At 54.5% G+C, this 15,309-nt stretch carries 15 protein-coding genes; all 15 read right to left on the bottom strand.

What is annotated here, in order from left to right; all coding sequences use genetic code 11:
- Positions 1-28 precede the first annotated feature (28 nt).
- Entirely contained in the window at positions 29-763 is a 735-nt protein-coding gene (locus tag HQL65_00075; protein MBF0134613.1) for an ABC transporter ATP-binding protein, read from the bottom strand.
- Positions 764-851: 88 nt separating this feature from the next.
- Positions 852-1,496: a prepilin-type N-terminal cleavage/methylation domain-containing protein gene (locus tag HQL65_00070; GenBank protein ID MBF0134612.1), complete on the bottom strand. Its 645-nt coding sequence runs from the start codon at positions 1,494-1,496 to the stop codon at positions 852-854.
- Entirely contained in the window at positions 1,483-2,199 is a 717-nt protein-coding gene (locus HQL65_00065) for a hypothetical protein (GenBank protein MBF0134611.1), read from the bottom strand. The genes HQL65_00070 and HQL65_00065 overlap by 14 nt, the downstream gene beginning before the upstream one ends.
- Before the next feature lie 6 nt (positions 2,200-2,205).
- Positions 2,206-3,927: a type II secretion system protein gene (locus HQL65_00060; GenBank protein MBF0134610.1), complete on the bottom strand. Its 1,722-nt coding sequence runs from the start codon at positions 3,925-3,927 to the stop codon at positions 2,206-2,208.
- 47 nt (positions 3,928-3,974) lie between these two features.
- Complete coding sequence (locus HQL65_00055; GenBank protein MBF0134609.1) at positions 3,975-4,673, bottom strand: hypothetical protein; 699 nt, start codon at positions 4,671-4,673, stop codon at positions 3,975-3,977.
- A gap of 61 nt (positions 4,674-4,734) precedes the next feature.
- Entirely contained in the window at positions 4,735-5,565 is an 831-nt protein-coding gene (locus tag HQL65_00050; GenBank protein ID MBF0134608.1) for a hypothetical protein, read from the bottom strand.
- 38 nt (positions 5,566-5,603) lie between these two features.
- Positions 5,604-6,224 (bottom strand): hypothetical protein, encoded by a 621-nt coding sequence (locus HQL65_00045; protein MBF0134607.1) that lies wholly within the window; start codon positions 6,222-6,224, stop codon positions 5,604-5,606.
- Complete coding sequence (locus HQL65_00040) at positions 6,221-7,960, bottom strand: hypothetical protein (protein ID MBF0134606.1); 1,740 nt, start codon at positions 7,958-7,960, stop codon at positions 6,221-6,223. The genes HQL65_00045 and HQL65_00040 overlap by 4 nt, the downstream gene beginning before the upstream one ends.
- A gap of 77 nt (positions 7,961-8,037) precedes the next feature.
- Entirely contained in the window at positions 8,038-9,246 is a 1,209-nt protein-coding gene (locus HQL65_00035; protein ID MBF0134605.1) for a type II secretion system F family protein, read from the bottom strand.
- A 9-nt stretch (positions 9,247-9,255) separates the two neighbouring features.
- A complete protein-coding gene (locus HQL65_00030) occupies positions 9,256-11,139 on the bottom strand; it encodes a type II/IV secretion system protein (protein ID MBF0134604.1) in 1,884 nt (627 codons plus the stop codon).
- Between the two features lie 1,088 nt (positions 11,140-12,227).
- Positions 12,228-12,773, bottom strand: a complete 546-nt coding sequence (locus HQL65_00025; GenBank protein ID MBF0134603.1) for a hypothetical protein — start codon at positions 12,771-12,773, stop codon at positions 12,228-12,230.
- Positions 12,774-12,777: 4 nt separating this feature from the next.
- Positions 12,778-12,990 carry a hypothetical protein gene (locus tag HQL65_00020; GenBank protein MBF0134602.1) on the bottom strand — a complete coding sequence of 71 codons (213 nt, stop codon included), beginning with the start codon at positions 12,988-12,990 and terminating at the stop codon, positions 12,778-12,780.
- A gap of 257 nt (positions 12,991-13,247) precedes the next feature.
- Complete coding sequence (locus tag HQL65_00015) at positions 13,248-13,814, bottom strand: hypothetical protein (GenBank protein MBF0134601.1); 567 nt, start codon at positions 13,812-13,814, stop codon at positions 13,248-13,250.
- Positions 13,815-13,897: 83 nt separating this feature from the next.
- Complete coding sequence (locus HQL65_00010; GenBank protein ID MBF0134600.1) at positions 13,898-14,383, bottom strand: DNA alkylation repair protein; 486 nt, start codon at positions 14,381-14,383, stop codon at positions 13,898-13,900.
- A gap of 75 nt (positions 14,384-14,458) precedes the next feature.
- Positions 14,459-15,139 (bottom strand): transposase, encoded by a 681-nt coding sequence (locus HQL65_00005; GenBank protein MBF0134599.1) that lies wholly within the window; start codon positions 15,137-15,139, stop codon positions 14,459-14,461.
- Positions 15,140-15,309 lie beyond the last annotated feature (170 nt).

Genomic DNA, 15,309 nt, shown 5'->3' with positions numbered 1-15,309 from the left:
TCAAATTTCGCAGACTGGTGGCGGCATTTCAAGCTGCCTGACCCAGGGTGCGCACGGCATTGAGGTAGGCATTTTCCAGGGAATCGCCACCGAATTGTTCCCGGCACCGGGTGGGGGTTCCCAGGAAAAGCAACCGGCCATGGTGGAGAATGGCCATGGTGTCGCACAGGTTTTCCACATCGGCCAGAATGTGGGTATTGATGAACAGGGTATGCCCTTGACGCTGCCGTTCCCGGAGTTGCTCCTTGAACAGGGCACGGGCAAGGGGATCCAGCCCGGAGGTGGGTTCATCCAGGACCAGAAGATCCTTGCCGCTCAACAGGCAGGCAGCCAGGCCCAGCTTTTGGGTCATCCCCTTGGAGAGGGTGTGGACGGGCTTGCGCAAGGCGGAAGGGTCCATATCCAGGGCGGCGACGGTCTCTTCCATCCTGGTCCGGCTTACGGACTGGCCATGCAGGAGAATCATGCTGGCGAGAAACTCCCGACCCTGGAGGTGACTGGGCGGGAGAAAACGTTCCGGCAGATAGGCGACTCGTCGCCGTGCCTCGACCCGGGTGGAAGCCGTGCCAAAAATCCGGATGGTTCCGGTATCCGGGCGGCAGAGATCCAGGATGCATTTGATGAGTGTGGTCTTGCCGGCACCGTTGCCGCCCACAAGGCCGAATGAACTTCCCTCACGGACTCGCAGTTTCAATCCTGCCAACACCGAGAGAGACCCGTAGCGCCTGGTCACATCCACAATGTCAAATGCGTCCATTGCCATGGGGGGAGGGGGACTTCAGAGAAACTCTTTCCTGGACCGGTTTCAGATGATTTTGGAAACGGTCCAGGAGAAGAGATCCGAAACAGAATCAGAAACCGGTACAAATATGGATCACTTGGCCCACGGCATAGGCTTGAGCCGTGCCAGGAGTTGCGGCAGTCTCCCCATTTTGACTTCCCCGGATACTCCCGGTATTACCGACACCATCATCGAATTGCTGATCATAGATCATGGCATACTCGGAGGGCATACTCTCCATGCAGACTACTTTTTGGGGCATACCCAGAACGGCTAATGCACGACCATCAGCAATACCTGTAGGACCTCCGACAGGGTTGATGGGATTGGCTACCGCAGTCCCGCCTGCCACGCACGACCCTTTCACCAGACCCTCGCAGTAGAGGTGGTCCCAGGCCAGTGCAGTTTCGTTTGCGGCTGGCGCGGCAGGAACAAAAAGTCCGGCGATGACACCATCTCCATTGCCGGCTGTGGGAGCTATTGCCCAACGGGTGGCGGCACCGGAGTCATCACCCGGCAGGAACCAGTAGGAATCCATGTAGGAGTTGACGGCACCCTGGGTGCTTTGGGTATCCGTGGCGATGCGCTTGATCTTGGAATTTTTGACCATGGCCTGGCCTTTGAGGACGCCGCCGATCAACAGACCGATGATCACCAGAACGATGGCAATTTCAATCAGACTGAAACCGCCATCTTTATTATTATTGATTTTCATGGGGATTTCCTTTTTCTTTCAACTTTTCGAGCCAGAGTTCCATGGCTTGTTTTTGACGTGTATTGGTTACACCGCCACGTGCCAGGAGAGCCTGCATCAGACTTCGGGCACTGTCAAACTCATTTTTGCCATATAATATTCTGGCATGCAAGCCACGCACCCAAAATGGCAATTGTTGACTTTGCACCTTTTGGTCGATATCCCGCATGTACAGGAGCGCCCGGTCAGGATCCTGGAGCCGGTGCAGGGTTTGGACGGCGGCGAAGGCCAGCCATTTCCAGCGACGCTGGGGGTCGCCCGGAAAGGCGCGATGGACAAAATCCATCATCAGGCGTTCGCGTTGGGCATCCGGGACAAACCCATAAATCCGCACAGCGGCAAACAGCGGATACTCGGAGCGGGGATCCAATTCCAGAATGCGTTCCAGCCAGGCAACCAGGTTGTGGTAATTCATCTCACGCAATGGCACGATCACATCCGGCTGCGCGTCAAAGGTTTGCAGCCAGAGCATCCCGAAACGGGCCGCCGTGGTCGGGTCTCCCAGGGACCAGAGGTGCAACATTTCCAGACGTGGCGGGGGGGCCAGATCTTGCGTGCGGGCAACGGGCTGCCTCTCCCGGAATTTCCACCCTCCCTGGAAGAGCAGGGCAACGATCAGCAGCATGATCAGGTGACGGGGAATGGGACGCAATGATTGATCCATGGTCCATTACTGACCGCAGGTTCCGATGCACATGTATTTGAAATCAATATAGCTGGAACTCAGATCGTTGATCTTGATTTCCAGCCTGCTCAAACTGGACATGTTTTTGTTTCCGAAGTTGACCTTGATCGTCCCGGATGCAGCGGAAGATTTGGTGATGGTGATTGAATATCCGCTGCAACTGCTTGTTCCGGCACTGGTGAAACTGAACCGGCAGGTGATGGAACCAAAACCATTCTCGGGCCGGATTTCAATTTCGTTGGTTCCAGTCAGGCCTGCGGATGCTGTAAAGCTGGTAAAGAAATACGTCGGATTGGCCGCAGGCAAGACAAGACAGGGATTGTCGGCCCTGGCACTGTCTCCTCTCACAAACCGGGCATCCCCGGTCGAGGAGTTCATGCTGGTGGGTCTGTTACCGAAACAGTTGTAGTTGCTGCCGGTAAAGAGCAGTCCGGCAGACGCCGCAACGCTGGATGTGGATGTGGTCGATACCGACGTGGTGCTGGTCGTTGATGCCGACGTGGTGGTCGTTGGCACGGAGGTGGTGGTTGTTGGGACCGACGTGGTGGTCGTTGAGGCCGACGTGGTGGTCGTTGGCACCGATGTGGTGGTCGTCGCAACCGATGTGGTGGTTGTTGGGACCGATGTGGTGGTCGTTGGAGCCGATGTGGTGGTTGTTGGGGCCGATGTGGTGGTCGTTGGCACCGATGTGGTGGTCGAAATTGACGAGGTCGTCGTCGGCACGGATGTTGAAGTCGAAGTTGAAGTCGAAGTCGAAGTCGAAGTCGAAGTTGAAGTCGATGTCGTTGCTACGGATGTCGATGTGGTTGTGGACGTGGTTGTTTCAATTGACGTGGTGGTCGTTGGGACCGAAGTGGTGGACGTTGAAATCGACGTGGTGGTCGTTGGAGCCGACGTGGTGGTCGTTGGAGCCGTCGATGTCGTCGGCGTCGAAGTCGTTGTCGAAGTCGTTGTCACCGTAGAGAGGGTAACTCCCGCCGTAGTCATTTCATTTTTCAGATTCAGGGATGACAACCAGAACACAATATCATCGCCGGTGCCAACCATGTATGTATTGTCATCATTGGCATTTTCCCGCTCGGCTGGGTTGCTGATGGTGCTGGGGTCTACAGGATCCCGTTCCAAAGACATGGTGTTGCGTTTGTAGTGACCGTAGCCGTTCCGTCCATGCGAAACCACCACCACCGGATAGACACTTCCCAGGGTGGTGTTGCTTCCGTCGGGATTTCGGCTCAAAACTGTCAAATCCCCATTGGTCGTTCCCCTGATGGGCGAGTTGCTGTTACTGTAAAACTGCGACACATGATAGGTAAACGGATTGCCCCAGGGATCATAATATGCAATCCGATTGCCTGCTGGATCCGGAGATTGCAAACCCAGGTCTACAGATGGCAGCAAGCCAAACTGCTGGTCACAAGCCCCGCCGGTGACATTTTCCACCCCATCGAAATCGGTATCCGGACAGGGCAGGTAGCCCTGCGCCACCGCATACCATTTCACAGCCTCTTTGATCCGTTCCAGTGAAATGTTGGTTTTGTCCCGTTGGGTTTTTTCCCGTTGCATGTTTACGGTCACCACCGCCGATCCTCCCACCAGACCGACAACGGCAATCGCCACGGAAATTTCAATCAGCGAAAAGCCGCGAATCCGCCGCCAGATGGCCCGGAAAAGATGACGCCCGGCTTGGAATGAGGAGATCGGCTCCATGATTTCGGCTCCTGCTGCCTCCGCAACGTTAAAATATCCGTGGTGCATCAATTCCGGGTGACAGCATAGATCAAATCATTCTGGCTGATACCCAGAACCCGATCATTGTAACGATCGGCCGCCGGGGTGGTACTGTTGACATCAATCTTGGCCAATTCAAAATCACCTGTGATGCCGGCACGTCTCTCCAAAAACTGCGCCTGCTGATTGGCCGCCGTATCGTTGAGAACCCGGGTCTGGGTGGAGAGCGGGTTGCCGGGGGCAAAGACAAATGCCACATAATCTCCCGAATTGTTGTTCAGGGTCAGGTTACCGGCAGGGTAGGGCGGGATGGATGTGCTGGATCCCCTTTTGTAGCGCCCTGCCACAGCGTACAGAATGGGGGAGTTGCTGCCATCGCGCAATGGAGCCAATCCCAGGGTACTCCAAGGCAACAATCCAAAAGAATTGACAGTGTCCGCCACGCCGGTCACGGCATTGCACTCGGAAGCTGCTGTGCCGTCGGTATCATAATTGCTGATGTTGCCGAGAAAGGGGCAGGGGAGACGCCCCAGGTTGTTGGTCCGATCTGAAGCTCCCGCATAGGCGATCAATGCCTCCTTGGCCTGCGACAAAACCTGAAATGCCCGCACATCTTCCCGAACCCGGGAACTCTTGATCAACAGGGCATCCAGGGCAAAGGAAAGTCCCGCCATCACCAGGACCGTCAGGGTCAGGAGCATGACGGCTCCACGTTCCGACGCCATGGATCCTCGTGCCGACTTCATGGCCATGGGTTTCGACTCAACAGCATTCTGTCGTGATTCTCTATTGGCCAACCGCACGCGACACCTCCGTGGCCGTATCCAGCAGGCCCTTGATTCCACCACCTTTCCCGGCATTTTTGACCTTTTTGGCCAGGTCAAATATTTTGTCCGGTTCCAGCTCCTGGTCGGGATCCATCTCCTTGCCGGCCTTTTTTGTACCAGATGGCGTTGTCCCGGTGGAATGAGCATTCCTGGAATTTGTCTCTGCACTCTTGCCGGAGTCATCCGCTTTTTGGGTTGTCTTCTCTGAGTCCGGGTGCTTTTCATTCCGTGTGCCAACTGCGGATGGATCAGGAACAGGGATGACAGGCAGGGGCTTGCCACGCTGGGCCAACTGGCGCACCCGTTCCGGAATTCGAAAACTGTCGTCGATCTTTTTCTGGTCTGCATCCAGGGTTTGGCCGGGCTTCAGCAGGAAAGGCGTTGCATGGTCCTCCAACAGAATGGCAATCTCTTCCACAGCAGTACGAGTCGGTGACACGACAAACCCTTCACCTGTCATGCCGGTTGCCAGATCAAAACTTTTGCCGTTGAGCCATGCCACGAAACTCCCATCACGTTTTTGGACCAGACCACTCACGGTAAGGAAGCGCGGTCCCTGAATGATCGGTTCGCCGGGGGCAGCGGTTTTCGGTTGATCTGCCCCGTCAGTCTCTTTTTTCCGGAGCAGAACCGGCTTGGGAACACGCTCTCCCCGCCGCAATCGATCCAGGATCTGCCGATTTTCCGGGGTGGTAAAAAGGCGGCCCGGCAGAATGTTGGCGAGATCACTCCCTTCGGTCGCACGGAGAATCGACAGCGGCGCGAGCAATCCGGCAATGACCAGCAGCATTCCTGCAATTCCGTGGCAACAAAATTGATTCATGGGAATTATTTGGACATCTCGCGCAAAGTCAACCAGTCCAGGGCACAACTTCCTTCCAGATTGACCCCCACTTCGCGAATTTCCTGATTTTCAGGCAGGGGACGAGCCTGTTGGATTTTACATCGGTTGACATGGAAGATCCCGACTTTTTTTTGTTGCAGGAGGTTGAGCAGATTGGCCAGGTCTTCTTCGTGGAGCAGACCGAAGGTCAACTCCATGCGGCTGGACAACACCATGTATTCCTGGATTGGCGGCAGGGATATGGAAGAGACGAAGGGTTGGGGCGGATCCAGTTTGAACCGGATTGGCACGGGCAGTTTGACCAACGCATCCAACTCCTGGACCGCTTCCACCCAGCGTAAACGAGGTTCATCGCCAATGCTTCCCATTTTTCGGAACTCCTCAAACCGGGGTCGCATCTCGGCAAGACGCTGTTCCTGAGCGGCACTCTGTTTTTTGCGTGTCTGCAATTTGGCAATGTTTTTTTCCAATTCCTGGAGCCGCACCGCCATGCGATCCTGGTATTCCATCCCCCCCCAGACCAGGGCAACGGAAAATATCAGGGCAAGGAACAACAAAACCAGGGAACCGCCCAGAATTTTCCACTTGATGGATTGTGTTTTCATGGTCTCGTGGCCAGAATCACTTTCAAGACAAAGAGGGCAGCATCCGCCGAAACGGCCCCACCACCACTGATGGATCCTCCTCCTCCCTGAATGACGGCCCCCTGTCCCAGATTCATGGGCATCTTGACAGGCTGGATTTCAACCACCTCCGGAAGTGTACGCAGGTCACGGATGAAAGCCTCGACCTTGCTCAATGCCTCTTTGGCATCCCTGGGCAGAGGATGGATATGGCCGGAAATCTGGCCCGTTTGATAATCCGTTCTTTCAGTTGCTGTTTCTCCTTGATTGCCAGGTGGCGCTCCTCCTCCGCGGCTGCCAGGCGGGGATCCTCCTGTGCCCGCCGCTGCCCGACTGCCGGGCAATGTTCCTCCTGTCCCCGCTCCTGCGCTTCCCCGACCGCCTGGAGGTGTTCCTGCCCGGCCACCCGGAGGTCCTCCTTTTCCTCCCCGACCCCTTTCGGTGGCAGCAGGTACCGGTTGAACCCCCTCCCGCCCGACAGACCATTCAAGACTGTTCAACCAGAGTGAAGGGTGTTCCGCAAGGATTGGTCCAACAATTTGCAGCAGACGCAATGGATCCATGGCATGTTTTTGCAGAGTTTCGACCACCGGGACCGCTTCGACGATGCGTTGGACATCCCGAACGGTCAGATCCTGGTTGCTGACCTCACCAGAGGGTCTTTTTTTCTCCATTTCCTGAACCTGTTGCAACAGGGCCGGCAAGCGTTCCTGATCGGCACGTGCCTGGAAAAACAAAATAGTTCCCGCCAGCAGACCAACTCCGGCCATGCCTGCCGCCAGCCAACGCACCTGTTGCCGAAGTTGCATCGAATGAAAAACAGCGATATCCAATGGGCGTGCATAATGGTTCGGAAGATGCCGTCGAATGATGTAATGCCCGAACAGCCGGTCCATTTTTCCGGCCTCCAGGGTGTTTTTCAATCCCACGCGGTTGGTCAGAACAGCCACATCCACCGGATGCAGATGATGGTTGCTCACCTCCCTGGGACCGGCATTCAACAGTGCGATCAGGGCTTGATCACACAGAATATAAACATGCATTTCCGAGCCCCAGGCGAGCAGCCTCTGACTGGAGAGGTATCCCATCATGCGCGCCACCTCACCATGGAGAAACGGCACCAGCTTTTCCGTCTCCAGGGTAGGAACAGGACTCAAACGACTGATCTGGATCTGACCATCCCGCATGAAGGTTTGACGCAGTCCCCCGGTATTGATACTCGACAGCAGGACATTTTTATGTTTCGCATCGATGACCGAGTGGAATACCCGAGGAGTCAAAAGCGGCAGGGACCAGATGCCTGCCAGAGGAATCCCCTTTTCCAACAAAATGTTCACCCAGGCAAGCAGGGTTGTCTCGGGGTCGGTCAGGCCGGAAAAGAGGACGTTGTCCTGGGTCTTGACCTGGGAATCCCTGCCGAGATATTGCACATGGCGAAAGGGGGTGTTCCGCAAAAGCCGTTGCGCCCGATGCTCCAGCATCTGGGAACGATTGAACGGGTTAAGCCGGGGAACCCGTTCCTGTTTAATCTCTTCTTCCGTCAGATCGGTGAGAATATATGCCGTGAATCCAGCCGCAAAGGAGTCCAGATATTCCAGAAAACGGCCCTTGTCCTCACCGCCATGGGCGAACCAGGCCGCCTCGCCAAAGGTATTTTCCTCCCAGGGGTAGGAGATCAGGTTGTGGTTGGTCACATAAAGAAAAAGATTTCTGGCCATGGAACAATCGGTGTCCTGGATTTCACATTTGGACAACAGGGGGATTTCTGGCCATAAAACAACCGGCAATCCGGGTTTTACAATTTGGCAATAATATTATAAATGGGTCCCAATACCGACAGGATCACCCACCCCAGAATAAAGGCCAGGATCAGGGTCAGGGTCGGTTCGATCATGGTTTCCAGACGCCCGATGGTCTCCTTGACCTCCCGGTCCAGAAAATAGCTCACATTGCGCAGGGAAATATCGAGGCCACCCGTGCTTTCGCCGACATGCAACATGCGCAACACCAGGGGTGGAAAAATGCCCACTTCGCCAAAACTGCCCGTGATGTCCTTGCCATCGGAAACATGTTGCCGCGCCTGCTCCAGGGCCTCTTGAACCGCCAGATTGCCCACCAACCCCTCGCAGATGCGAATGCACTCCAGGACCGTGATGCCGGCCTTGTACATCAGGGCAAAGGCATTGGAAAAACGCACCAGGATGATCTTCCGGTTGAGAGGACCGAACAACCATATTCTCAGCTTGAATGCGTCATGTCCCCGGCGGAACCCCTTGCTGACTCTGCGGAAAAATTTAATGGCCGCAATGGCTCCGACCGGGAGCGAGACCAATACCGGCCACCAGGCGACCATGAAGTTGGAGGTGGCAATCAGGGCCAGGGTATGCAGAGGAGGTTCTTCCCCCATGCCGGTGATGAATTCCATCAGTTGCGGGACCAGAAAGATCATCAGAAAAAATACGAGACCCGCAACCACCAGACCCACCACGGTGGGGTAGATCATCACCTTTTTGGCCTGTGCCATCAGCTCGTCTTCCCACTTCAGGGAGTCGGCCAGGTTTTTGAAAATGGTATCCAGTTGTCCCGTGCGTTCTCCCATGCGGATCAATTGCACAAAAATGCTGCTGAACAACTGTGGATGGGCACCCAAGGCGTCCGACAGGGTTTTTCCCCCCTCGATGTCTTCCACCAGAGAGACGGCCACCTCTTTGAGGCGCGGATTTTCGACCCCATCCCGAAATCCGGTCAATCCTTCCAGAATGGGAACCCCGGCACGGGTCAACTGCTCCATGTGAAAGCAAAAGAGCAGGATTTCCTTGCGCCCCACCCCGGAACGCCGGAACAGGCTTTTGCCCTGGGCCTTTTCGCCAATCACCTTGTGACTGATCAGCATCAGGCCCAGACGGTCCAGGCGAAACTCCAGATCGTCCAGATTGGCAGCTTCCATCCGCCCCTGGCGGATTTTGCCATTCTGATCGGTCGTCCGGTATGAATAATTGGGCATGAGGCAACCTCAAACACTCTGAAGCAAAGCCGGTGGATGACCGAGGATACGGCTGACCTCGTCCAGGCTGGTGACCCCTTCCAGTACGTGGCGGATGGCATCTTCCGTCATGGTGCGAATTCCCTTTTGCCGTGCCAGTTGGCGAAACTCTCCCGGGGTGGCCTTGCGCGAGATCAGGTCATCAAAATCATCATCCACAATGACAATTTCCATGACACTCAAACGCCCCTTGTAGCCGGAGCCGCTACAGGCTGGACACCCGGCGGCCCGGTAGAGGGTGGTCACCTCGGCAGAGTCCGGCAGGGAGAGCTGCCGACGTTCTTCGGGGCCGACAGGTTGGGGCGTGCAACATTTTTTGCACAGACGCCTGACCAGACGTTGGGCCACGATGCCGATGATGTTGCTGGCCAGCATGTCCGGTGGTAGACCAATGTTCAACAGGCGGGGGATGGCTCCCAGGGCGGAATTGGTATGCAGGGTGCTGTAGACCTGATGCCCGGTCATGGCGGCCCGCAGGGCCATCTGGGCGGTCTCCAGATCCCGGATTTCCCCCACCAGAATGATATCCGGATCCTGGCGCAGCATGGAGCGGATGCCGGTGACGAAATCCAGTCTGACGGCCTCGTTGACCGAGGTTTGCAGGACCGATTTCATCGGATATTCGACCGGATCTTCCAGGGTCATGATGTTGCTCTCGTCGGCATTCAAGGTGGAGAGCATCGAATAGAGGGTGGTGGTCTTGCCGCTGCCTGTCGGACCGGTGACCAGGATGATCCCTTCGGGGCGTTCCATGATCCGGTCGATGCGTTCGCGATTGTATTGTGACAGCCCCAGATGATCCAGGCCCATGATCCGGTTGGCCCGGTCCAGGACCCGCAGGACAATGTTTTCTCCGTGGATCGTCGGCTGAATCGAGGCTCGAAAATCAATGGTGCGACCGGCCAGGGTAAAGGAAAAATGCCCATCCTGGGGAATCCGGCTCTCGGCAATATTCATGCCCGCCATCACTTTGAGCCGCACAATCAGGCCAGCCTGAAACTTGCGGTGCAGACTGCGCACCTGACGCAACACCCCATCGAGTCGATACCGGATTCGCACAAAACCGGCCATGGGTCCGATGTGAATGTCCGAGGCTTCGTGTTTGATCGCATCGGTCAACAGGGCATTGACCAGGCGTACCATGGGATGACTGAACTCGGCGGAATCAACCGGCAGACTCTCCAGGTCCACCTCGCCGCTCTCGATTTCCCGCAGAATGCCATCCAGCGACAGATCAAAACCATAGATCGCATCGATGGCTTCCATGACCTCGTTTTCCGTGGCCAGTTTTGTTTCGACCGTGGTTCCGGCGGGAAGCCGTGCCAGCAGCCGGTCGAGGGTGGCCATATCCAGGGTGTTGGCCATTCCCACCACGAGCAGTTGCTGGTCGGGATTCCAGGTCAGGGGCAACACCCCATGGCGTTTGGCAAACTCCTTGGGTACCTTGTTGACCGCTTCCGGATCCACCACCCCGGAGGTCAAATCCACGCTCTGCTGGTCAAAAAATTCACCCAGCAGATCCCGCAACTGCTTGTCGGTGACAAAGCCCAAAGTCACGAGCAGCCGGCCCAGGGGTTTGTTGTCCCGCAGTTGTTCGGCAAGGGCGATTTCCAGTTGGTCGTAGGTGATGACCCCCTTTTCCACCAGGACATCCCCCAACCGGCGCACCGCCTGCTGATGCGGCGAAACCTCCTTGATTTCAGCCTCTTCTCTGGCCGGTTGCGGCAGATGGTCCCGCAGCCAGTGACGGCCTCGTTGCAACCAGGCAGGTTCCTGCCATTTCGGTTCCAGACCTGGATAGGGACGAACCCGGAACCATCTCTTCAGCAGAAAGTGGCCAAAGAGCAGATCCATCTCCGTGTCATGGAAAGGCACCGGCAGGCCGAGCCGTTCGGCCACGCTGCCGGCATCCAGTCCATGGATCCGCAAATTTCGGGTCGTGGCCAATCCCTGATGATCCCGCAATTGCCGGACCAGGGCAGCATGCGAGAGAAAAAACAGATCCATGGGGGTTTCCCGGGGTACCAGACGCAGGCTGTTCAGGTACATGCGGGTTTTTTCCACCTCATTCAGGATGGCGTGGATCAGGCCGGATGTCTCTCCGCCTGGCAGGGGAACCAAGCGGCTGACCAGGGTCCGGCCCCGGAAAAAACTGGTTTGCCGCAAGCCGCCGCTGTTGGTGCTGACCAGCAGGGCATTGTCGGAGCCAATCCCGCTGGCCCGCCGCAACACATCTCCACTGACCAACGGCACCGACCATACCCCGGTTACCTTGATTCCTCTCTCCGCCAACACCTCCAGCCAGGCCGTCACCGGAGCAGGGTTGGTCAATCCACTGAATAAAATTCTCTCGAAACCAGGCCGATCCTTTCCCTGGGACACCGCCTGTCTGAGGGGGGTGGTACGAAACAATCTTTCCAGACGATGCTGAATCAGTTGATTGCGGTTGAAACCATGCAGTTGCGGAATCACCTCCTGGCGCATGTCCTCTTCCATGACATCGACCAGGACAGATGCCGACCCGGAAAAACCTTTCCGGTGCAGGTGTTCCCTGAATCCGGCCAGGCCTGCCGGCGATTGCGGAAACACATGCCGTTCTCCGAACCGCATCTTTTCCCTGATGTGTATCGCCACCTGCTGGTCGTTGATGACCACGAGCCATGGCCGCTTCCGGAGATCCTCGGGAAGCCAGCTCACATGAAGATCCTCTGGCAGCCGGCTCAAAATTGAATCAAGAATAGGCCACATGATATTTCAGTTGGAATCGTGAGTGTTGTCATGGCCAATCACGGCCAGCCCATTTCCAGGTTTCTGGCCTGGCACCATGATCCCTTTTGCCGAGACTGGGACAGTTGCAGAATGGCCGTCTTTTGCTTCTCCGTCAAGACAGCCGGTTTTGCGTGGTTTCATGATGAGCGGCGCAGACGGAGAAGTTTACAGAGTCAAGGAATAAGTTTATAATACCCGTCAAGCTTTTTCTTGACTTCATCCGTAATTGGAGGGTGGGATTGAAGTTCTTTTAAAGCTGTCAGGCGAGCAATGTGCTTGGAGTTATCTCTAACCTTAATGTTGTAATATTGATCTGCCTGAGTGTACCACTTCCAGACCCACAAAAATGTAATTAAAGCCATTAAGATTGTTAAAATCGCCATGAAAAGAGAAAGCAATGGAATATGAATAAATGATTGAACTATGCATCCCACAGAAAGTGCAAGATTTATTGCGGTAAAAGACCAGCTTCCACGCTTAATATAATGCTGAAGAGGCTGTATTTTTTCAATTTCTTTAAATTTAAGAATTTTTTCGTCCATTAATTTGTCAATTTTTTGTAAAAGAACCCAATGAGACCCAATAAGCGCAACGCCTAATCCAAAAAACATCCGAATTCCATCTTCCCATTCAAAAGGAATACCTCCAATACCAATCTGTAACGCCAACCAGGCAAGTGCAAACGATGCTATGATGGTCAGAACAATCAAAGCGAACATGGCTTTACTCCCGAATTGCAACACCTTCTCCGATTAACTCTCGCAACCATACGCTCATTTCCGAATAGATCTCAATTAAATTCGGATGGCCACCCACGGCTCCAACTCTGACTGTTTTACGTATCGAAAGATTATTTCTGGTTAATTTTTTTCCATTTCTTAATTCAATAGTATAATCTTCATCCAACCCTTTAAGAGCTGTGGCTACTTTATCCATAATATTCTGCCCGTGAGACGACGTTTTTCGTCCCGTTTGTAAAATAAATTCAGCCTTGAGATTATCGTCGCTCGATATTTCGACATATTTATTTTGATTGTCCCTCCGGAAAAGATCATTTTGGCCTTATCAAAATCCTTGTTCTTGATATTTTCTGCCTGGCGTACATTCAAGATAGAACTGGACATTTGTTCACACGGCGTGGGGAGACACGGTTCTACTGGATCCTTCACACAAGTAGACAACGGAAAGGATGGTCACTCCGGCAGATCAAATGTCCTGCCCTGGGATTGGATGCCCAGCCGTTCGAACAAATCCGGCCCCAGCAGGGTGCTGACGCCGCCATTGCACGACAGGTTGGCGATCACCTTGTTGTCACGCTCCACGGTCAGCCCCTCCCTGGTGCTAATTTCTCCATTTGGACCCCATTTGCCAATGCCGTTATAGACGACGTAGGCATAGTTGCCCTTGGGAATTCGCAGCCAAGCCGCTCCGCCACCCGAAAAGGCAACAGTGTCGCCTACGGCAACTGCCGATGGTGGCTTCATTTTTTCCGGCCAGACAAGTTCGAGTGCCTGTCCACTGTCCGGCTTGCCAAAACGGTATTGCAGATAGCCTTGTTGGGAACCGGCATTTTTCGCTGCGCACACCGACACCATCTTCTGACCGGTTCGGCAGGCGAATACCACCTCTTCCGCAGGGGTGCAGAATGAGGTTTGTCCAGAGGGTGCGTCGGCGGGTGGGGATTGGGCTGCGACATGTGTGGATAAAAACACCACCGGAACGAACAACAGGCAACGGATAAAGGTCGATTTCGGGAACATGTTTTATCCTTGGTGGCAGGAGTGGTGGCATGGATAATAAAATGCAGTAACCTGTGCTGCTCAAAAAGAAGCCAAAAACGGCATCAACGTCCCATGAATTTCTGTTTGCGGTCTGAATCCAGCCGCTCAATGGCATAACGCAACATGGTCCGTGGCATGGCCCCGGCATGTTTTTCCAAAAATTTTACCAAAACATCAAGATCAACCTTGCCGGCCTCCCGCAACATCCACCCCACGGCCTTGTGCATGAGGTCGTGGGTATCGCGGAGGAGGTATTCAGCCAGGGTCAGCAATTCCGCAAATTGCCTCTGCTTGAGCATGGGCCAGGTGGCCAGCACGGCAACACGCCTTTCCCAGAGATTGGCAGATTGGGCCATGATCGACAGCATCCCCCTGGCATGCGGATGGTGCAGCAAGTGTTCTCCCAGAATTTTGGGCGCAGAAAGATCCACCAGATCCCAATTGTTGACCCGGTCCAGATGGGCAATATAAAAATCCACAATTTGTTGCCGGGTTTCTGCATTTTTGCACCTGGCGTACTGTTCCACCAGGATCAGCAAACCGGTCAACCCATGTTCGTCATCTGTAGTGCAAAATCTGATTTATTTCAATATTTTACTAAATTTTTTTGTCTCAGTATGGCACTACATCTTGACTGAATTTGGGAGAGGAGACATTTTCAGCGTTTTGCCAGGGTGATGGGGAAGACCGAGAGCATTGTAAATGGCCTGCTGGTGGGGTTCTGCTCGACTGCTTTTTCTCAGATGGACAAGCTCTCCATCTTGGCGTGTCATGGTTATGGTGATGCGGATTTGGCTGGAAAGGCGATTACGCAAACGTTCCCATGAGTCGTCAATACCTTTTGCTTTCAATTGGTAACGGATACCATGAACGAGATGATAGGCCAGGATGGTGATGAAAAGATGGGCATCTACCCGGTCCCCCTTTTGGTGGTAGACTGGACGCAAACCCAGCTCTGATTTCATGCTACGAAAAACCGATTCCAAGTCGGTCAACATGGTATAGGTGTTCCAGATCGTGGCGGCATCCCATTGTTGCTGATCGGTACGCAAGCAGTAGACACCCGGATGGGTAATGATCGGTTTCACTGCTTCATGGCGACACCAAGTGATGCTTGAAACATGTTTAGTTTCCGTGTCTTGGGCTATTTCGATTTTGTAGTGCTGGGCAGCGTAAGCATACCTTTCTTTCAATCGACCCAGACGCTCCATGATTTTGGCGTGTACCCGGCATCCCCTCTTTTTGAGAAGTCCAGCCGCCAGTTTTTCCAGCCCTTGTTCGAACCGTTTGGAAAAACGATCCAAAATTGATTCTTCCTTTTTTTGCAACCTATTGGAGTGACAATACAATTCTATTTCACCAGTCGTTTCGTTGACGACTCGCTGTACCTTGACCTGGTTCTCCGCCTCTTCTTTGACATTTTTTCGGGGCTTCGCCCCGGACCCCACCAGGGGGAAGGGCGCAGCCCTTCCCC

The organism is Magnetococcales bacterium (assembly GCA_015228935.1).
Classification (GTDB): domain Bacteria; phylum Pseudomonadota; class Magnetococcia; order Magnetococcales; family DC0425bin3; genus HA3dbin3.
Note: the sequence above shows the minus strand (reverse complement) of the source record. Positions and strands in the feature narration are given on the sequence as shown.